This is a genomic window from Streptomyces buecherae, assembly GCF_014295035.1.
Taxonomy (GTDB): domain Bacteria; phylum Actinomycetota; class Actinomycetes; order Streptomycetales; family Streptomycetaceae; genus Streptomyces; species Streptomyces youssoufiensis.
Map to the genome: position 1 here is coordinate 3,196,863 of NZ_CP060404.1, position 20,284 is coordinate 3,217,146.

Here is a 20,284-nt window from a genome sequence, read left to right on the forward strand (position 1 = left end):
CTCGCGATGGTGCTCAGCGCCGTATCCGACCTGGGGCTAACCCCACCCCCGTAGTCGTGCGGCCCGCACCAAGACTAGGAAGAACAGCCTCCTGACCTCGTCATCCGTCGGTACGAACCCGGGGTCAGGGGAAGGGCGTTCGCTCCCCTAGGGGGTGGGCCCCGGGTCGCACCCGGGTCTCAGGGTGCGAGGTGCCGCGAACCACCGGTCGCGGGCCCGCGGGGCGCGCCGCTCAGGCCGGGGAGCAGTGCTGGAGCGGTCGGTGGGGCGGTAGGGGTCGCCGTACGGGAGACCCGGAGGGCGGGGCCGGGCGGCCGGGGCGGTGACCGGTACCGCGAGATCGCGACCCGTGGAAAGGTGGTGACTACAACGAGCGAGGGAGACGCACGGTGGGCGGCACCGCACGGCACACGGACCAGGACCCCGCGCCACAGGCCGCGGGACCACCGCGGGTCGAGCGTCGCGGGCCCGTCGTCGCCGCGCTGATGCTCGCGATGGCGCTCGCCGCGCTGGACTCCACGATCATCTCCACGGCCGTGCCGCAGATCGTCGGCGACCTCGGCGGCTTCTCCGTCTTCTCCTGGCTCTTCGCGGGCTACCTGCTCGCGGTGACGGTGTCGCTGCCGGTGTACGGGAAGTTGTCGGACACCTTCGGCCGCAAGCCGGTGCTGCTGGTGGGCATCGCGCTGTTCCTGGTCGGCTCGCTGCTGTGCGCCACCGCGTGGAACATGGCCAGCCTGATCGCGTTCCGCGTCGTGCAGGGCCTGGGCGGCGGGGCGCTCCAGGGCACGGTGCAGACGATCGCCGCCGACCTGTATCCGCACCGGGAGCGCGCGAAGATCCAGGCCAGGCTCTCCACCGTGTGGGCCACGTCGTCGGTGGCCGGCCCGGCGCTCGGCGGGCTCATCGCCACGTACGCGGACTGGCGTTGGATCTTCCTGGTCAACCTGCCGGTCGGCGCCGTCGCCCTCCTTCTCGTCGTGCGCCACCTGCACGAGCCGGCGCGCGCCCCGCGGGCGAGCGCGGAGCGTACGGGCGACGGGCGTACGGGCGACGGGCGTACGGGACGGCGGCGAACGGACGGCGGACGGCGAACGGGTGGGCGCCGTACGGGAGGTGGGCGCGAGCGGCCACGGGTGGACTGGGCGGGGGCGCTCGGTATCTTCTGCTCCGGCAGCCTGTTGCTGACCGCGCTCGTGCAGGGCGGCGTGGCCTGGCCGTGGCTCTCGACGCCCTCGCTGTGCCTGCTCGCGGCGAGCGCGGCCTGCGCCGCCGGCACCGTGGTCATCGAACGACGGGCGGCGGAGCCGATCATTCCGGGCTGGGTGTGGCGCCGCCGTACGATCGCCGCCGTCAACCTCTCGCTCGGCGGCCTCGGCCTGCTGATGATCGCCCCGACCGTGTTCCTGCCCACGTACGCGCAGTCGGTCCTCGGCCTGTCCCCCACCGCCGCCGGGTTCGTGCTGTCCGCGATGACGCTGAGCTGGCCCGTATCCGCGGCCCTGAGCAGCCGCGTCTACCTGCGCATCGGCTTCCGGCAGAGCGCCATCGTCGGCATGAGCCTGGCCGCGCTGATCCTGTTCGCGTTCCCGCTGCTGCCCTACCCGGGCTCGGCCTGGCAGCCCGCGCTGATCATGCTGCTGCTCGGCGGGGCGCTCGGCCTCTTCCAACTCCCGCTCATCGTCGGGGTGCAGTCGTCCGTCGGCTGGGCGGAGCGCGGCACGGCGACCGGCTCCATACTCTTCTGCCGCCAGGTGGGGCAGAGCGTGGGGGCGGCCCTGTTCGGCGCCGTCGCCAACGCCACCATGGCCGCCCGGCTCGCGGACGCCCCCGACTCGCTCGGCGGCGACCTCCCGGACGACCTGGACTCGGTGTCCCGCGCCCTGGAACACCCCGGCGAACTGTCCGCCGAGGCCGCCGACTACCTGCGCCGCGCCGTGGACGACTCCGTCGACTACGTCTACCTCGGCGCCGCCCTGGCCGCCGTGCTCGCCGTCCTGGCGCTGCTCCTGCTCGCCCCGCGCGTCTTCCCCACCCACGTGGACGACCCGACGGCCCCCGCGACCGACTCGCCTGCCGACTCCGGCGCACCGGCCGCCGCCGACACACCGGCCGCATCCGACGCGCCGACCATCTCCGGCGCACCGGCCGCCCCCGGCGCGCCGGATCACCCCGAGCCGCCGGTGGACGGGCCGGCCGGCGGGGCGCCGACAGGCCCTACTGGTGGCGGCCCGCGCGGCGACGCGCGGTAGCGGGACGGCCCTACGGCGCCCCCGAAGAGCGGGGGTGGCCGTGCGCGAGACGGCCGCCGGCGAGGCGCGGTTACGGCGTGGGGCGGTCCGCGGGGGGCAGGACCGGGAGTTCGACCTCGATCGTGTCATCGTCGTCGCCGAGCTTGCGCTTCCCCGGGCCGGCCAGGGGCCGTGGCACGGCGGGGCCCACGCCATCGGCGCCCCGGTCGGCCCGGCTGCCGTCACCGGCGTCCGCATCGGCACCGGCACCCGCACCGGCATCGGCGGGGGCGTCGTCGCCCTCCCCGGCGTCGCCGCCGGCGGCACCCGCCGTGTCGACCGGGCCGCCCGCGCGGGCGGCGCCCCCGGAGCCCTGGCCACCGCCCGCACCGGTCACCACGCCTGCGCCGGTCGCTACGCCCGCGCCGGCACCGGCACTCGCGCCGGCACCCGCGACGTCCCCGTGGCCACCAGCCGCGCCCACCGCGTCAGCCGTACCGGACGCACTGGACGCACGAGACACACCGGACGTACTGGACGTATTGGACGCTGCAGCCCCTTCGGCCGCACCGGCCGCGTCCGCCGCGCCCCGGGACGCGTGGGAGACCGTAGCGGTGTCCGGGGTGGCAGGGGGCTGTTCGGCCCGGCGTTCGACCGGCACGCGCCGGCCGGTCAGGACGCCGAGGCTCTCGCGCACGTGCTCCATCTGCAACGTGAGTTCCTCGCGCTCCTCCGCGTGCGCGCGCAGGATCTGCTCCGTCTCGCGCTCCATGCGCTCCGCGCGGGCCCGCGCTCGCGCGATCAGCTCCTCGCCCTGCGCCTCCGCGTCCTCCTGCCCGTGCCGGGCGGCCTCCTCGACCGCGGCGTACGCGCGCTGCGACTCGGCCACGGTGCGCTCGCCGAGGGCCTCCAACTCGGCGATGCGGGACTCCAGGGCGGCTTCGCGCTCGGCGATCTCGACGCCGAGCGCCTCCCAGCGATCGGCGTGCTGCTGCTCCTGCTCGGCCAGGAACTCCTCCGTCCGCTCCCGAGCCTGGTGGAGCTCGACGACCGCCTCGCGCCGCTCCCGCAGCGCGTCCCGTTCGGCCGCCTCACGCAGTTCGGCGGCGGCGGCGCGGGCCGCCTCGATCCGCTGCTCGGCCCACCTCTCGGCCCCGGTACGCAGGGCATTGGCCGCGGCGTCCGCCGCGTCGCGCGTCGCGTCGGCGTACTCCGCCGCCGCCCCCCTGGCCTCCTTCGCGGCGCTCCGCGCGCCCGCCCGCAACCGCTCGGCCTCCTGCTCGGCGGTGACCAGGATGAGCTGGGCGCCCTCGCCGAGTTCCTCGTACGTCTGCGGGGGGAGCTGGGCGATCACCTCGCGCAGCCGTTCCGCCTCGGCGGCCATCTCGTTGGCCAGCACGGTCAGCCGCGCGGCACGCTCCCACGCCGCATCCCGATCCGCGGACAACTGCGACAGATACTGCTCCACCTGCGCAGGACGGTAGCCGCGCTCGCCCCGCCCGGTGGTGGTGAAGCCGTGGGGTGAATCCGTCCCGCTCATCCTTGAAGCCCCTCTATCCGGTGTCTCCGCCAAACATCTTTGTAGATGCGAGCGAAATGCCCATACCGCGACACTCCACCCAGTTTCTCAGGCAAGGATGCGGCAATTGACGCCGGAAGTCGCAATCTCAGGGATTTCGAGCCAGTACAGCGGCGATACAGCGAACCGTGACGGTATTGACCTTGCGACCGAAGTAGGCCCTACGCCCCGTGTGCGCGGGCCGTATCGCGCGGGTCGGGCGCGGCAGGTGGCTGGGCCGGGCGCCTGGCGTACGGGCGTACGGGGCGTGTCGCGCGGGGCTCGCGGGGGCGCCGGGCGTACGGGGCGGGTGGGGCGCGGGAGCGGCGGCGTGGCGGATGTGACGGTCGCGATGGGCGCGATGGGCGCGATGGGCGCCGGGAACGCGAGGGAGACAAGAGACACAGGAGACACGAGGGACACCAGGGACACGGCGAGCGGGGTGTCCGCCCCGACGGGCCGCGTCGGGGCGGACACCCGGGTCGCCGGGCGGGGACCTACCGCTGCCCGGCACCGGCGGCTGAGCCTGAGCCGGAGACCGGGTCGGAGTCGGAGTCCGGTCCGGACTGGGCCATCGCGTCCGCGTCAGCGTCCGCGAGGGCGAGCGCGCGCAGCGCCTTGCGGTCGGGCTTGCCCGCCTGCGTCAGCGGGATCTCCGCGACGATCCGTACGACCTCCGGCGCGTACATGGCGCCGCGGTGGTCGGTCACGAAGGCCCTGAGCTCCTGGGGGCGAACGCTGTGGCCGGGCGCCGGGACCACCGCGGCGTGTACGGCCTCGGTCTGGTCGGGGCGGCGCACGCCGAACACCACGCAGGCGGCCACGGAGGGGTGACTGAGCAGCAGCTCCTCCACGTCGGTCGGGTAGACGTGGCCGCCCACCACGACGATCTTGTCGCTCAGCCGGTCCACGATGAACAGGTAGCCGTCCGCGTCCAGGTAACCCATGTCACCGGTGTGCACCCAGCCGTCGCGCAGCACCTCGGCGGTGGCCTCCGGCTGCTTCCAGTACTCGTTCATCATCGACGGCGTGCGCACGCAGATCTCGCCGCTCTCGCCGGCCGGGAGGGACTGCCCGTGCTCGTCGTGGATCTCGATCCGCACGCCGGGCGCGGGGCGGCCCACCGTGATCTGCCCGGCGGCGCCCACCACCGCGTGCTCCGCCGGGCCCACGGTGGCGATCATGCCCGCCTCGGCCTGCCCGTACCAGCCGTTCAGCACCGGCCCGAAGGCTTCGGCCGCCTCGCGCAGCCGGGACGGGGAGGCGGCGCAGCCGCCGTAGGCGATGCGGCGCACGCTCGACAGGTCGGCCGTCGCCCGGGCCGGGTGGTCGAGCAGCCCGTACAGCAGCGGCGGCAGCAGCCACAGGTCGGTGACGCGCTCGCGCTCGATGGCGGCGTACACCGCCGCCGGGTCGAAGGACCGTTGGATGATCACGCGACCGCCCGAGAGCAGGGCCAGGTCGGCGACCATGCCGGCCAGGTGCGCCAGGGACGTGCAGGCCAGGAAGGTGGACGCGTGGCCCGACGCGGCCGTGCCGGAGCTGAGGGCCTGTCGGTGGAAGCCGTGCGCCATGCGGATGCCCTTGGGCAGGCCGGTGGTGCCGCCGGTGTGCCGGATGCACCAGTCGTCCTCGGCGCGGGCCGCGCTCGGCACCCGCCGCCCGCGGTGCCCCTCGGCGAGCGCGAGCAGGTCGGCGCCCACCTCGCTGGGTCCGAAGGAGAGGACGAGCGGCGGCCGGTGGTGGGTGAGCAACTCGGCGGCCAGCGCGTCGTGCCGCGGGTCCACGAGCAGGGCGGCCGGCTCCACGCTCGCGGCGAGCCGGGCGAGCATCTCGGCGGCCAGCGCCTCGTAGAGGATGACCACGCGGGCGCCGACCAGGTTCACGGCGTACCGGGCGGTCAGCGTCTCGGGGCGGTTGCCGGACAGCAGGGCGACGGTGTCGCCGCGGCCGACGCGACGGTCGGTCAGCTCGGCGGCCATCCCGTGCACGGCGTCGCATAACGCGCCCGCGCTGATCGAAGCGCCGTCCTCGGTGCGCAGCACGGTGCGCTCGGGCCGCTCCCGCAGGCTGTCGAGGATCAGCTCTACGTAACTGGTGAAGTGCGTTTCCGTCATGACAGCGACGTTAGGTGCCGCCTCGTATGCCTTCCACTACCAAATGCGGCATGCGGACATGCCCCTCCGGTTATGAGCCACGGGCGCACCCGCACCGAGCCGGGCGGCGGGCGCCGACGCGCGGCGCGGCGGCGCCCCGGGGTGGGGGCGCCGCCGCGCGGCGGTGCGGTCGGGCGGCCGGCGTACGGGGCGCGTACGCCGGTGCGGCCGGCGTACGGGCGCTACAGCAGGCCGTCCCACATCTGTTCGAGCAGCACGGCCCACCAGTTCTCCGGCGAGGCGAGCGCCGCCGGGTCGAGGGCGGAGAGGTGGTTCTGGAAGTCCACCGTCCAGCGCCCCGCCTGCTCCGGCGTGAGCGTCGCCCGCAGCCGCCACATCCAGCCAAGCAGGCCGAGGCAGCGCACGAACTCCGGCAGCCCGGTGTTGACGAACTGCGGCGGCACCGGGGCGCCGCCGGGCCCGGCCTCGACCGGGACCGCGACGATGTGCGCCGTGCCGTACTGCACGCACAGTTGGCGGCCGAAGTCGTTGCCCATCACCAGGTACGAGCCGGCGTCGGACGCGGGCTGCACCTGCCGCTCGGCGGCCAGCTCGGCCAGCGTGGGCACCGGCCGGCCCGGCTGCGCCTGGGCCCAGAAGAACGGCCCGAAGTCCACCGGCAGCCCGGCCCACACCAGCGTCTGGGCGACGATGTCGGGCACGCCCTGCCGGGAGACGGCGCGCTGGTCGAAGCGGAAGATGCCCTGCGGCCCGAACGCGTTGAGCAACTCCTGCGCGAGACCCTCCGGCGGGACGGCCGGCGCCCGCTGCACCTGGCTGGGGTGCGGCAGCGGCACCCGCACCGGCGCCGGCCTGGCCGGCCCGTCCGCGACCTGGTGCAACTCGCCCTGGTGCTCGATCAGATGGCGCACACCCTGCTGCCGGGTGGCGTGGTCGCGGCCGTACGGGGCGGTGTGGCTGATCCGCACCTGGGGCCAGGACTCCCGGATCATGCGGGCGCAGTAACCGCCGGGCAGGTCGCAGGACTCCAGCTCGGTGTGGAGTTCGAGCACCTGCTGCGGCGGCACGTTCATGGCCCGCAGCTCGTGCAGGATCTGCCACTCCGGGTGCGGGGTGCCGGGCGCGGAGCGACGGATGATCTGCTGCTCGGAGCCGTCCTGCGCCCGGTAGCGGAGCACCGCCATGTAGCCCGGGCCGACCGTGGGCAGCCCGGTGGGCGCCGGCGGGTAGCCGTACGGGCCGGCCATGGCGGGCGCGCCGGGCATCCCCGGACCGGGCGGCGGGGCCATCCCCGGGTGGCCGTGCATGCCGGGCTGGCCGGGCACGGGCGGGGGCGGTGTGTGCGGGGCGCCGGGGGGGCCCGGGCGGGTGCGGGCCGCCGATGCCGGGCTGGCCCGGAGCACCGGGCGGGACCGGGCCGTTGGGCCCGGACAACATCGTCGCCGCCGCGTGCACCCCACCCGGGGCACCCGGAGGCGGCGTACCAGGGGCGCCCGGAGGCGGCGTGCCGGCGCCCGGCGTACCGGGAGCGCCGGGCGGCGCGGGCACGCCCGCGCCGGCCGACGCGCCGGGAGGCGGGGTGCCGTGGCCGGCGCCGGGGGCGCCGGGGGGCCCGGGCGGCTGCGGGCCACCGACACCGGGCTGGCCCGGAGCACCGGGCGCGGCCGGCCCGTTCGGCCCGGACAACATCGTCGCCGCCGCGTGCACCCCGCCCGGGGCACCCGGAGGCGGCGTACCAGGGGCGCCCGGAGGCGTGCCGGGGGCGCCGGGCGGTGCGGGCACGCCCGCGCCGGCCGAGGCTCCGGGGGGCGCCAGCGGGTTGCCGGAGTCGAGTTGGGAGACGAGTTGCGTCGGGACGTAGCCGCCGGCGGGGGCGCCGGGCGCCCCCGGTCCGGTCGGCACGCCGGGTGCGGCGGCTCCCGTGCCGTCGCCGGCGGGCGCTCCGGGCGCCGGCACCGGGGTGCCGGGACCGCCGCTGGACGCGGGGCCGGCGACGGACGCGGCGGGGCCGGGCGCGCCCGGGGCCGCCGGCACGCCGGGGGCGCCGCCGGCGCTCGGCGGGCCGGGCGGCGGGCCCGGCGGCATGGCCGGTACCTGGGGGGCGCCCGGGCCGGCGGCGGAGTCGGGGCCCTGGAGCGGGAAGCCGCCGTCGATGGCGGGCGCGATGGCGGTGGGCGGCAGCGCGCTGCCCGCCGACATCAGCTCGGTCTTGGCCTCCGGCGCCACGCCCGGCACCGGGGTGTCCTCGTCGTCGAAGCCGGCGAGCGGCGGCGCGAAGACGGTGGCGGGCGGCGCGACGGAGCGGTCGCCGTCGTCGCCCCCGTGGTTGGTGTCCTCCCAGGACGGCCCGTCGACCGAACCGCCCGTGGACGAGCCGGGGGCGGACGGGAACGCGGGCGCGGCGGGGAAGGCCGAGCCGGGCGCGGCGGGGAACCCGGGCGCGTCGGGCACGGCCGGGCCGGAGGCGGCGGCCCGGTCGGCGGGGGCGGGACCGTCACCGGCCGCGTCCCGGCCGCGCTCCCGGTCGTCGGCGTCCTGACCGTCACGCTGGCCGTGGCTCTGGCCCTGGCCCTGGCCGTGGCTTTGGCCGTGGTCCGCGTCGGAGTCGGGGTACGGCGTGCGGGTGGAGGGCGGCGAGCTGAGCGCGCCGGGTGCCGCGTCGCCGGTCGACGGGGTCGCGGCCCCGGAGTCGCCCGGCTTGTCGGCGCCGGTGGCCTGGGAACCGTTGGACGAGCCGCTGGTCTCGGAGCCGTCCGCGGACCCGGCGGACCCGGGGCCGCCGTCGGACGCGCCCGCGCCGGACGTGCCAGACGTACCGGACGCGCCGGAGGCGTCGGAGGTGCCGGAGGCCGCCGGGCGCCGGGTCGGGATGCCGCCGCCCAACGTGTTCGCCGCCTCCTGGAGCCACTCCGGCGGCGTCAGCAGGAACGAGGTGGCCTCCAGGTCGAGCCGGCCGGCCGGCGCGGCGGGCGCCGCGGGGGCCTGGGCCGCCGCCCCGTACTCCTCCTCGTACCGTCGGATCACCTCGCCCACCGGGAGCCCCGGCCACAGCGTGGTCTCGCCGCTGTCGCGGGCGATGACCAGCCGCGCGCTCTGGGTGCCCGGCGCCCGAGAGGGCCCGTCGGGGCGGTCCTCGGCCCAGGCGACGAAGCCGAGGTCGAATTCCCGCACCCGCACCTCGCGCTGCTGGTAGCGCGGGACGTCTCCGTTGACCCACTGCTCCGCGCGCTCCTGCGCCTGCGCGAAGGTCACCATCGCGCTCATCCCTCCACCGGGACGACGTACGCGAAGCCGCCGTCCACCATCAAGTTGGCCACGGTCTCCAGCTCCGGCGGGTTGCCCGCCAGGCGCAGCAGGAAGGCGTCGAAGTCGTCGCCGCAGGGCAGCATCAGCTCCGCGACCCGGTCCCGCACGCTCCAGCCGTCCCGGTCCCGCGCGTCGTCGTACGCGCAGAACCACACCGACCCGATCGCCTCGCCGCGCACCTTGACCGCGATGACGCCGCCCTGTACGAACCCGACACCGAGGTAGTCCTTGGTGAAGTGGTCCCGCAGGCACTTGTTGGCGTAGACGAGGTCGTTGACCGCCGCCTCGTCGCGGACCGTGAAGAACGGCTGGTCCACCAGGAGGCCCAGCTCCGGGTCGAGCGCCGCGCCCACCGGGGCGCAGCCGCCGGCCGCCTTGAGGAAGGCGCGGTAGGCGTCGGGCAGCCGGTAACCGAGGTCCTCCTCGACCACGAGCACCTGGTCCTCGGTGACGGACAGGCCGCGCTTGGGCAGTCCGAAGTGCGCGGGGCGGGTCTCCTGGAGCGGTCGGGTGCCCCGCTTGTCCTGGTCGACGCCGGCCGTGGCGAGCCCGCCGTGGTGCCGCAGCAGCGCCTTCACCTCGACGGGGATCAACTGCACCCGCCGCGTGTTGGCCACGTGGTGCCAGGTCCAGCCGTGCGGCGTGGCCACCGGCGACCCGCCCTCCCACAGCTCGTGCCCGGCGGCGTGCAGCGCGGCGTTGGCCGAGACGAAGTCGGTCAGCCGCAACTCGTCGACGCCGAACCCCTCCGGGGGCTCGGCGATCTCCACGGCGGCCTTGGCGTACGGCGTGAAGTCCGGATAGCCGTCCCCGTCCACCCGGACACCCTGGGGGTGTCGGGCCGCGCGAACCGGGTCCGGGAAGTGCACGACCTGCCCGGCGTAGGCCGTGTTCGGTGGCGCGGTGTGCCCGAGCCGACCTGTCGTCATGGCGGTGCCCCCTGCTGCTGCTGGCTACTACCGACAGCCTATGCGGTGCCGCAACAGCGACCGCCGCCGCGAGGGTCCGCCACCGCGCCCACGAAATGGCCGCGGAACGGCCATGGAACAGCCCTGCGGTGAGCGCGGAAAACAGCGACAAGTCACGCCATCTCCCCTTCAACCACACCGCTTCTCGCCATTTCGCGCGAACAGCTCACCGCGCGACCTTCCCGGCGTCCACCATGCGACGGTGCTGCTCGTCCGCCACCGCCCGCGCCACCGGCTCGGGCCGGCCGCTCGTCCCGGCCGAGAGGTAGGTGGCCGTGTTGGCTCCGGTACGTACCACGGTGATGGCGACCGGGGCGTCCTTTCCGGCCTCGTCCCGCATGAGGAAACTCACGGACGCGTCGCCGACCGCCAGGTTCCGGCCCGGTGTGATCGCCAACGGTTCCCGGTCGCCCGCCCCGTCGATGGCCGTGAAGCCGCGGCAGACCGCGACCGCCCGGCGCAGTTCGGCCAGCCAGCGCTGCGCGTCCCCGACCCGGTACGCGGCGAGCAGGAGCTGGCTCAGCGTCCCCTCGCCCGTGCCGCTGAGGTCGCCCTTGGTGAGGCTGGCCGAGGTGTAGGCGGTGCGCGGGTACTTGGGCCGGGAGCCGAAGGCGTCGACGATCGGCCGGCACTCGGCGCGGTCGGCGGCGACCGTGGCGTCGGGGGGCAGCGCGTCCTTGGGGCCGCGGCGCACCGTGTAGCCGGCGACGGAGCCCTGGGTGAGCAGCGCCCGTTGCAGTTCGGCACGGGTCAACGGCCGGGTGCGCGAGGCGCGGCCGGGCCCGCCGCCGGCCTCGTCGGACGCCTCGGCCGTGCCGGAGGGCGGCGGGGTCCCGCCGCTCCCGCCGGGCTCCCGGCCCGTCGCGCCGCCCGCCGCGCTGGGCTCCCCCGTGCCGCCCCCGCCCCCGGAGTCCGCCGAGCACGCGACCGAACACGCCAGGGTGAAAGAGAGCAGAACGGCCACCGCGCCGCGCCGGATGTGTGTACGCATGAGCCGCACTTTCTCAGCCATCGACCGCGATCGCACGACTCGCCGACACCTCAGCGACTACCTGTCACGCGACGGTGACGTACCGGACAGGGTCCCCCATCGGGCGCACACCTGACTTCCGCACCACGCGTCCCATTTGGCAGGCTGACCCCCGCAACAGGGGGATTGCACCTGGAGGGAAGCACCACCATGCACACCGCACAGGACAGCGGCGAGGCCGCGCCTACACCGGGCGATCCCCGGTTGAGCTGGAGCAGCTCCGACGGCCGGGACCTGCCGCCGCCGTTACTGCACCGCAGGGACGGCATCCTGCCCACCGTGGCCGCCGCGCTCTCGGTGCGCGGCCAGACGCTCACCTGTACCGCGGGCAAGGCCGACCAGCCGCCCGCCCTGCACCCGCTCGTCCAGGACTTCCTGGACACGCTCGGCACCGCCCAGCGCGAGCGGTTCACCGGCCGCTGCCCGGAGGCCATCCTGCTCTCCCGGTTCCTGACCCACGCCGAGGCGGGCCGCAGCAAGCGCGCCTCCCGCAAGCCGCTCACCCCGGGCGAGGCCAGGCGCGCGCTCAAGCAGTCGAAGATCACCGCGCGGCACATCCGCGAGGACGGCGACCCGGCGCACGGCTCCTACGCCCCGCCCTGCCGCTCCTGCGCGCCGCTGCTGGCCCAGTTCGGGGTCCGCGCGGTGGACGTCGCGGCGCCGACCCCGGCCGGGTCGCTCAGGAAGCGAGGCTGAATCCATGCGTGCCTTCGACCGTACGGCCGCCACGCGCTTCCCCGTCGGCGTCGACGCCGCGCTGCGGGACGCGGGCTGGACGCCGGGCCGTTGGGACATCCGACAGGCCGAGACCTGGGCCGACGCGCTGCGGGCGCACGTCTCGCCCGGCGGGCACCGGCACATCATCTTCCCGGCCGCCGTCGAGGCGTGGGCCGAGTTCGGCGGGCTGCACATCCAGCCACCGGGCGCCGGCCGCCACCTGGCGCCCACCCCGTTCCGTATCGACCCGCTGCACGGCCTGCACCTGGCCCGCACCCTGACCGACCTCGGCCGGGCGCTGGGCACCGAGGTCTGCCCGCTGGGCCAGGAGGCGGACGGCCAGGCGCTGTTGACGATCGACGCCGAGGGCCGGGTCTACAGCCTCGACCACACCGGCGACTGGTTCCTCGGCGGCGACATAGACCGGGCCCTGGACACCCTCGTCACGGGCGTGCGCCCCACCCGCCTGACGGTCGGCGGCACGTGAGGGTCGGCGGCGTACGGGGCGGGTCGCGGCCTACGCGTTGGCGGCCGGCCCGCCGCGGGCGACCAGCGGACCGTTGACCCCCGCCGCGCCCCCGCTCGCCACCGGCACCCGCTCCGCGCTGGCGAACCCGGCCCGCGGCAGCGTCCGTTCGTACGCCGCGCGCGAGTAGTCGCGTCCGCCCACCGCGGTGAGCAGCACGCGCGGGCTCGTCAGCGCCGCCGCGCGCGGCCCGGAACCGTCGCCCACTGAGGAGATCCGAGTGCCCGGGGGCAGGTCATCGCCGACCACCCCGGGGGCGGGAGATACGGCCGGCCGCCGCGCCCGATCCGCCGGGGGCGGCTGTCCGCCGCGCCTCGACGGCCCGTCGGTCGGGGTCGCTCAGAGGGCCCCGCGGCCCTCCGCCGGTTCGGCGACCGACTCGCCGACCGACCCGGCGACCAGCCCACCCGCCGGCTCGGCGATCACTCCACCCGCCGGCTCGCCGACCGGCTCGGCCACCACTCCGGCCACCGGCTCGGGCACCGCCGCCGGCCGGCGCGCCGGCTGCTCCGGCACGGTCTCGCGGACCGGCTGCTCCGGCACGGTCTCGCGGGCCGGCTGGTCCGGCACGGTCTCGCGGGCCGGGTGGGCCGTCCGGTCCGGCAGCACCGCCGAGACCCGGAAGCCGCCCGCGTCCGTCGGCCCGGACACGAAGCCGCCACCGAGCGAGGCCACCCGCTCGCGCATGCCGACCAGGCCGTTGCCGCCGCTGGGCAGGCCCGCGCCCGCGACGGCGCGGTCGGACGGGCCGTTCTCCACCAGGACCGCCACCTCGCCGGCGCGCCGCGCGAGGCGCACCCGGGTCCGCGCGCCCGGCGCGTGCTTGTGCACGTTGGTCAGGCCCTCCTGCACCACGCGGTACGCGGTGGCCTCCACCGCCGGCGCGTACGCCTGCTCCTCGCCCTCCTCCAGGAACTCGACCACCATCCCCGCCGCGCTGGACTGCTCGATCAGCCCGGCGAGTTCGCGCAGGCACGGCCCCGCGAGTGAGTCGTCGGGGGCCCGCCGCGCCCCGGCGGCGTCCGCGCCCCGCTCGGCGCCCGGGGCCGCGCCGGCGTGGCCCGCGGCCGATGAGGCGGCGGACGCGGCGGCGGCCACCGAGGCCAGCGGCAGCGGCTCGGCGGCGCCGGCGTGACCCGCGGGCTGCGCCTCGTGGGCCCGCAGGACGCCGAGCATCTGGCGCAGTTCCGTCAGGGCCTGCCGGCCCATGTCGCCGACCAGGGCCGCGTTCTTCGACGCCTTCTGCGGGTCCTTGAGCGCCACCGCCTGGAGCGCCGCCGCGTGCACGACCATCAGGCTCACCCGGTGTGCCACCACGTCGTGCATCTCGCGGGCGATCCGGGTCCGCTCCTCGTTACGGGCCCACTCCGCGCGCTCCTCGGCCCGGTCCGCCAGCAGCGACAGCTCGCGCTCCAACCCGTCGGCGCGCTCGCGCAGGCTCTCCACGAGCCGCCGCCGCGCCCCCACGTACAGCCCCGACAGCACCGGCGGCATCGTGATGCCGACCGCCATCAGCGCGGCGACCAGGCCGGCCACCCAGAACGGCGGGTGGTAGCCGTCCTTGGCCATGTCCTGCTGGAACCTGACGACCGTGACGATCAACGTGCCGCTGATCGACATGCCGGACAGCACGCCCGTGATCCGCCGCGGCAGCCCGGACGCGGCCATGGTGTACAGGCCGATGACGGTCAGCAGCACCCCCATCGAGGCGGCCGAGGCCGCGATGGAGACCAGCACCACCGCTATCGGCCAGCGCCGCCGGACCACGAGCACGGCCCCCACGAGCACGCCGAGCAGGACGCCCGCGCCGCCCGGAATGCCGGCCTCACCGGCGAAGTCCAACCCTTCGAAAACGCACTCGGCCACCGACGCGAGGGCTATCGACACGTCCAGCACCATGCTGCGGCGCCGTTCCCACCACCACGGCCCACTCGGCGCGCCCCGCGCGCCCGGCTCCATGGCTTCCCCCGTCGTCGTCATACCTGCCAGCGTACGCATGGCGGCCACTGCTTTTCCGTTCGAACGCGCACCCCGGAACTCGGGCGATTTCCGGATCGAACGCGCTTCCTCGTGCGAACCACGCGAACGACGCCCCTATCCCCGCGAAGCGCCCGCGCCGGGAAACGGGCGGAGAGGAAGGGGAGAAGGAACGGGGAGAGATGAGGAAGAGACGCGGGAGAAGCGAGGAGAAGAGAAGAAGGGGTGAGGAGAAGGGGTGGGGAAGAAGCAGGCGGACGCGGCCGACGGCGCATCGCGGGCCCCGCGCGCACCCCGCGCACCGTGGGGCTTTACTCTCGCATCGAGGGCGCCCGGTACGGCATAGTGTTGGGGGCCGAGCGGCCAGCCGACGCGGGAGCCCGGTTTGGCCAGTCTGACCATCCCCTGTGGTGTAATCGGCAGCACAGTGGCCTTTGGAGCCATTTGTCCAGGTTCGAGTCCTGGCGGGGGAGCCCACATCCTCGTACGCGATCCCCGGTCCCGGCCCTTTCCGCCGGGACCCGCCCGCATGTCGCCTCCTATACGCACCGGTATCCTTCGGATGTCCACCTCCCGAAAAAGCCGAAGGGTATCCCCGTGAGCGCCAACCTTCCCCGCGACGTCGGCACCGCTCGAAAAGGGGATATCCCACCCGCGGCCGTCGTCGTCCTGGCGGCCGGCGAGGGCACGCGGATGAAGTCGACAACCCCCAAGGTGCTGCACGCGATCTGCGGTCGCTCCCTCATCGGTCACGTCGTCGCCGCCTCCCGCGAACTCACCCCCGAGCACCTGGTGGTCGTCGTCGGGCACGCCCGCGACCAGGTCCGCGGCCACCTCGCGGAGATCGACCCGGACGTGCGCACCGCCGTGCAGCACGAGCAGAACGGCACCGGGCACGCCGTGCGGATGGGCCTGGACGAACTGCGGGCCAGCGGCACCGCGCTGGACGGGACCGTGGTCGTCGTCTGCGGCGACACCCCGCTGCTGACCGGCGCGACGCTGCGCGCGCTGGCGCGCACCCACGCCACCGACGGCAACGCGGTGACCGTGCTCACCGCCGAGGTGCCCGACGCCACCGGCTACGGCCGCATCGTGCGCGACGCGGCCAGCGGCGCGGTGACGGCCATCGTGGAGCACAAGGACGCCAGCGACAGCGAGCGCGCCATCCGGGAGATCAACTCGGGTGTCTTCGCGTTCGACGCGCAGCTCCTCACCGACGCCCTCGGCAAGGTCCGCACGGACAACAGCCAGGGCGAGGAGTACCTGACCGACGTGCTCGGCATCCTGCGCGAGGCGGGGCACCGGGTGGGCGCCTCCGTCGCCGCCGACCACCACGAGATCGTCGGCATCAACAACCGCGTCCAGCTCGCCGAGGCCCGCAAGCTGCTCAACGAGCGGCTGCTGCGCGAGGCGATGCTCAGCGGCGTCACCATCGTGGACCCGGCCAGCACCTGGGTGGACGTCACCGTCACCTTCGAGCCGGACGCGCTGATCCACCCCGGCACCCAGCTCATCGGCGCCACGCACGTGGCCGCGCACGCCGAGGTCGGCCCGCACACCCGCCTCACCAACACCACGGTCGACGCCGGCGCCACGGTCAGCAACACCGTCGCCGACGGCGCCCGGATCGGCGCGGGCGCCACCGTCGGCCCGTACGCCTACCTGCGCCCCGGCACCGACCTCGGTCCGAAGTCCAAGGCCGGCGCGTACGTGGAGATGAAGAACGCCCAGGTCGGCGAGGGCTCCAAGGTGCCGCACCTGTCGTACGTCGGCGACGCGACCATCGGCGAGTACAGCAACATCGGCGCCGCCAGCGTCTTCGTGAACTACGACGGCGAGAAGAAGCACCACACCACCGTCGGCTCGCACTGCCGGACCGGTTCGGACAACATGTTTGTGGCTCCTGTCACGATTGGGGACGGGGCTTACACCGCCGCCGGGTCGGTGATCACCAAGAACGTGCCCCCGGGTTCGCTCGCTGTCGCCCGTGGGCAGCAGCGGAATATCGAGGGTTGGGTGGCTCGAAAGCGCCCAGGAAGCGCCGCCGCGCAGGCCGCTCAGGCCACCGCTCAGGAGCCTGAGTCCGATCAGTGAGCGTGCGAGTGGTACGCCAAGTGGGGCGTACCGTGGGGAAACGCACGCGAAGTGAAATCCAAGGAGATCTGCTGTGACCGGGATCAAGACGACCGGCGAGAAGAAGCTGATGCTCTTCTCCGGCCGCGCCCACCCCGAGCTGGCCGAGGAGGTCGCCCAGCAGTTGGGCGTCGGCCTGGTCCCGACCAAGGCATTCGACTTCGCCAACGGCGAGATCTACGTTCGCTTCCAGGAATCCGCACGTGGTGCGGACTGCTTCCTGATCCAGAGCCACACGGCTCCGATCAATAAGTGGATCATGGAACAGCTCATCATGATCGACGCGCTCAAGCGCGCCTCCGCGCGCAGCATCACGGTGATCGTTCCGTTCTACGGCTACGCCCGCCAGGACAAGAAGCACCGCGGCCGGGAGCCGATCTCGGCCCGGCTGATCGCCGACCTGTTCAAGTGCTCCGGCGCCGACCGGATCCTCACCGTGGATCTGCACACCGACCAGATCCAGGGCTTCTTCGACGGCCCGGTGGACCACCTGTTCGCCCTGCCGCTGCTGGCCGACTACGTGGGCGCCAAGGTGGACCGCTCCAAGCTGACCGTCGTCTCCCCCGACGCCGGCCGGGTCCGCGTCGCCGACCGCTGGTGCGACCGGCTCGGCGCCCCGCTGGCCATCGTGCACAAGCGGCGCGACCCGGACGTCGCCAACCAGGTCACCGTGCACGAGGTCGTCGGCGACGTGCGCGGCCGGGTCTGCGTCCTGGTCGACGACATGATCGACACCGGCGGCACCATCTGCGCCGCCGCCGAAGCCCTGTTCGCCAACGGCGCCGAGGATGTCATCGTGACGGCCACCCACGGTGTGCTGTCCGGCCCCGCCGCCGACCGCCTGAAGAACTCGAAGGTCAGCGAGTTTGTCTTTACCAACACCCTGCCCACGCCGAGCGAGATCGACCTCGACAAGGTCACCGTCCTGTCCATGGCGCCGACCATCGCGCGTGCCGTCCGCGAGGTCTTCGAGGACGGCTCCGTCACCAGCCTCTTCGACGAGCAGGCGTGACCTCCCGCCGGGCCGCTTAGCCCGGCGAACCCTCGGGTCCACCGCACAGGGCCGCTCCCCCAGACCGGGGAGCGGCCCTTTCGCGTGTACGGGCGCGGCGCGTGCGCGTACGGGCCAGGCGGGGGCGTACGCGCGGGGGGACGCCCCCGGGTCGACGTACGGAGCGACGTACGGGCCGGCGTACGGGGCCGGGCGCGTGGCCGGCGGTCGGCGGGCGCCGGCGCGGGGCGCGCCGGCTCAGCGGGGGCGCCGCCTCAGCGGGCGCCGGCGCGCAGGGCGTCCACCGCGATCCGGGCGGCCGTGCCGATGACCGCGTCGGCGGCCGGCAGGGTGATGGCGGTGCTGGCGGAGCGGGTCAGGACGGCGACGGCGTACCGGCCCCCGTCGGGGTACTCCACGACGCCCGCCTCGTGGCGCAGCGTGGGCAGGGTGCCGGTCTTGCCGGAGACGCGCACGTCGTCGAAGGGGAAGCCGGAGGCGAGCCGGTGGCTCCACGCCTGGAGGCCGAGGACGCGCCGCAGGAGCCTGCCGTGTTCGCCGGCGCACACCTCGTCGCGCCAGACGGCGGCGAGGAGGGCGGTCAGGTCGCGGGCGGTGCTGTGGTTGGTGTGCGCGGGGTCGAGCACCCGCAGCCTGGCCAGGGTCGCCGGCTCGACCAGCGCCGCGACCCCGGCCGCGCCCGCGTCGGCGGTCATCGACGCGTACAGGTCGCGCATCATGTGCACGGCGCGGGTGCTGCGCAGCCCCAGCTCGGCCATGGCGCTGTTGACGGCGTCCAGGCCGACCCGGTCCCAGAGCACGTCGGCCGCGGTGTTGTCGCTGACGGCGATGGACTGCGCGGCCAGGTCCCGCAGCGAGAGCCGGGCCGGGTCCAGCATCGCCGCGAGCCCGGTGGGCCCCTTCGTACGCTGCTCGGCCGGCACCTCGACCTGTTGGGTGAGGTCGATCCGGCCCCGGGCCGCCTCCCGGAACACCGTGCTGACCAGGCACAGCTTGTGCACGCTCGCGGTGCTCATCAGCGCGTCGGCGCCGAGCCCCAGCTCCGCGCCGGTGTCGATGTCGCGGGCGTGCAGCAGCCCGGTCACCCCCGCGTCGGCGAAGGCGTCCCGGATCCGGGCCACGGCCCGCGTCGCCCCCCGGACGGGCGGCCCCGCGGACCCGGGCCCGGCACCGGCGGCCGACGCGGTGCCGGCCCCGGACGCGGAGGCGCCGGCCCCCGTAGCGAGGGGTTCGGCCTCGGACGCGAGGGGCTCGGCCCCGGGCGCGGGGGGCTCGGCCCCGGGCGCGGGGGCGCTGGGCTGGTCGGCGCCGCGACCGGGGCGGCCGGGGTCGTGGTCGGTCACAGCGGGAACTCCGATGCGGGACGGGGGTACAGCGGCCGGGCGCGAGTCTCCTCCTCGGCGGGCGCGGGCGCAGCCGGCGGCCCGCCCGGGCCACCGCTCGCGTCCGCGCCCGAGCGGCCCTCCTCGGTGGTGCCGGCGCCCGGCTCCGGGCGCGGCCCGGGGCCTGGGGCCGGCTCAGGCGCCGCACCGGCGCGCGGCGCGGAAGCGGCGTCGAGCGGCGCGCCGAGGGCCGCGCCGTCAGCCTCGCCCGACCCGGCGCCCGCGCCCGGGGTGGGCGGCGGGCCCACCGTCGGTGGCGGCCCCGGGGGGCGGTCGGGCAGCATGCCGGCGCCGGCGCGCAGCGCCTCGTACGCCGCCTCGGCGAACCGTCGCACCGCGGGGCTGTACCGGTCCCGGGGCCAGGCCGTGGAGGTGCGCCAGGTGAGCGGCGTGCCGGCGAGCGGGCGCCAGACCGCGCCGGGCTGGCCGGCGGCGCTGGGCAGCAGCGCGACGGCCGCGCCGGAGAGCACTAGGGCCTGGGCGAAGTCGCCGCCACGGGCCTCGTGCACGGCGGCCGGGGTGCAGCCGTGCCGGGCGGCGCGGGTCAGCGTCTCGTCGTACAGCGCCGGAGCCGTGGCGCGCGGGAAGAGGACCAGGTCGCGGCCGGTGAGGTCGGCGAGCGGGACCAGGGGCGCGGCGGCCAGCGGATCGTCCGCGCGCAGCAGCACGCCGAGCGGTTGGTGCAGCAGCGGTCCGAAGTCCAGCCCCTCGGCCGGGCACGGGTGGCGCACGATGCCGGCCTCCAGGGTGCCGACGGCCAGCTCGCGCACCTGCTGGATGGTGGTGAGTTCGCGCAGGTCGAGGGTGCTTCCCGGGGAGCGGTCCTGGTAGCCGGTGAGCAGCGCGGCGACGGTGGGCCCGCCGAGGTCGGGCGGTACGGCGGCGCGCAGCGTGCCGGTCGCGCCGTCGCGGACCCGGGCGACGACGGAGTCGAGCCGGTCGGCGGCGGCGAGCAGCGCGTCGGCCTCCGCGCGCACGAGCCGCCCGGCCGGGGTGAGGGACACGCCGCGGCTGCCCCGGTCGAAGAGGCGCACCCCCAACTCGCGCTCAAGGCGTTGGATGCGCTGCGACAGCGAGGGCTGGGCCAGCCGCAACCGCTCCGCGGCGCGGCCGAAGTGCTGCTCGTCGGCCACGGTGCGGAAGTAGCGCAGATGCCGCAGCAGGTCCATGAGCAGCAATGATAGGCAGATGGCTATGGCTTTCCTGGTGATAAGGGTCTTGGACTGGCGGGCCCCCGTTCTGTTCTGCTGCCGCTGAGGGCGCCGCGCTGGCGGCGCCGGCGCGAAGGCGGCGACACGAGGGGAGGCCGGGGTGCGGACGTACCGGG

At 75.6% G+C, this 20,284-nt stretch carries 12 protein-coding genes, 1 tRNA gene and 2 pseudogenes; 6 read left to right on the top strand and 9 right to left on the bottom strand.

The features are described from left to right. Positions 1-389 precede the first annotated feature (389 nt). Positions 390-2,252, top strand: a complete 1,863-nt coding sequence (locus H7H31_RS11900; protein WP_372455958.1) for an MFS transporter — start codon at positions 390-392, stop codon at positions 2,250-2,252. Between the two features lie 70 nt (positions 2,253-2,322). Here the strand turns inward: H7H31_RS11900 and H7H31_RS34735 are convergent, their stop codons facing one another. The 5 genes and pseudogenes from H7H31_RS34735 to H7H31_RS11925 form a co-directional block, all read right to left on the bottom strand. Then, positions 2,323-3,771: a coiled-coil domain-containing protein gene (locus H7H31_RS34735; RefSeq protein ID WP_308284252.1), complete on the bottom strand. Its 1,449-nt coding sequence runs from the start codon at positions 3,769-3,771 to the stop codon at positions 2,323-2,325. A 515-nt stretch (positions 3,772-4,286) separates the two neighbouring features. Beyond that, positions 4,287-5,906: an AMP-binding protein gene (locus tag H7H31_RS11910; RefSeq protein ID WP_187062029.1), complete on the bottom strand. Its 1,620-nt coding sequence runs from the start codon at positions 5,904-5,906 to the stop codon at positions 4,287-4,289. Between the two features lie 221 nt (positions 5,907-6,127). Further along, positions 6,128-9,161 (bottom strand): annotated as a pseudogene (locus tag H7H31_RS11915) (SUKH-4 family immunity protein). Positions 9,162-9,166: 5 nt separating this feature from the next. Further along, positions 9,167-10,141 (bottom strand): SMI1/KNR4 family protein, encoded by a 975-nt coding sequence (locus H7H31_RS11920; RefSeq protein WP_187061989.1) that lies wholly within the window; start codon positions 10,139-10,141, stop codon positions 9,167-9,169. 205 nt (positions 10,142-10,346) lie between these two features. Next, on the bottom strand, positions 10,347-11,171 hold the full coding sequence (locus H7H31_RS11925; RefSeq protein ID WP_187061990.1) for a sensor domain-containing protein: 825 nt from the start codon (positions 11,169-11,171) through the stop codon (positions 10,347-10,349). Between the two features lie 189 nt (positions 11,172-11,360). Between H7H31_RS11925 and H7H31_RS11930 the strand changes: the two genes are divergently transcribed. Next, positions 11,361-11,906, top strand: a complete 546-nt coding sequence (locus tag H7H31_RS11930; protein WP_187061991.1) for a YwqJ-related putative deaminase — start codon at positions 11,361-11,363, stop codon at positions 11,904-11,906. Between the two features lie 4 nt (positions 11,907-11,910). Beyond that, entirely contained in the window at positions 11,911-12,414 is a 504-nt protein-coding gene (locus H7H31_RS11935) for an SUKH-3 domain-containing protein (protein ID WP_176163710.1), read from the top strand. Between the two features lie 30 nt (positions 12,415-12,444). Here H7H31_RS11935 and H7H31_RS11940 read toward each other — a convergent pair whose 3' ends face one another. Together H7H31_RS11940 and H7H31_RS11945 are read right to left on the bottom strand one after the other, a co-directional pair. Continuing rightward, entirely contained in the window at positions 12,445-12,660 is a 216-nt protein-coding gene (locus tag H7H31_RS11940; protein WP_187061992.1) for a hypothetical protein, read from the bottom strand. Positions 12,661-13,053: 393 nt separating this feature from the next. Continuing rightward, positions 13,054-14,433: pseudogene (locus H7H31_RS11945) on the bottom strand (sensor histidine kinase); the annotation flags it as partial. A gap of 398 nt (positions 14,434-14,831) precedes the next feature. Here H7H31_RS11945 and H7H31_RS11950 point away from each other — a divergent pair. The 3 genes from H7H31_RS11950 (at position 14,832) to H7H31_RS11960 (ending at position 17,575) form a co-directional block, all read left to right on the top strand. Further along, positions 14,832-14,903, top strand: a tRNA-Gln gene (locus tag H7H31_RS11950). 172 nt (positions 14,904-15,075) lie between these two features. Continuing rightward, positions 15,076-16,524, top strand: coding sequence for a bifunctional UDP-N-acetylglucosamine diphosphorylase/glucosamine-1-phosphate N-acetyltransferase GlmU (gene glmU / locus H7H31_RS11955; RefSeq protein ID WP_308284254.1), 1,449 nt, complete (start codon positions 15,076-15,078; stop codon positions 16,522-16,524). 73 nt (positions 16,525-16,597) lie between these two features. After that, entirely contained in the window at positions 16,598-17,575 is a 978-nt protein-coding gene (locus H7H31_RS11960) for a ribose-phosphate diphosphokinase (RefSeq protein ID WP_187061994.1), read from the top strand. Positions 17,576-17,829: 254 nt separating this feature from the next. Here the strand turns inward: H7H31_RS11960 and H7H31_RS11965 are convergent, their stop codons facing one another. Both H7H31_RS11965 and H7H31_RS11970 read right to left on the bottom strand, forming a co-directional pair. Beyond that, positions 17,830-18,696: a serine hydrolase gene (locus H7H31_RS11965; protein WP_187061996.1), complete on the bottom strand. Its 867-nt coding sequence runs from the start codon at positions 18,694-18,696 to the stop codon at positions 17,830-17,832. A 218-nt stretch (positions 18,697-18,914) separates the two neighbouring features. Beyond that, positions 18,915-20,126 (bottom strand): LysR family transcriptional regulator, encoded by a 1,212-nt coding sequence (locus H7H31_RS11970; RefSeq protein ID WP_187061995.1) that lies wholly within the window; start codon positions 20,124-20,126, stop codon positions 18,915-18,917. Positions 20,127-20,284: the final 158 nt, after the last annotated feature.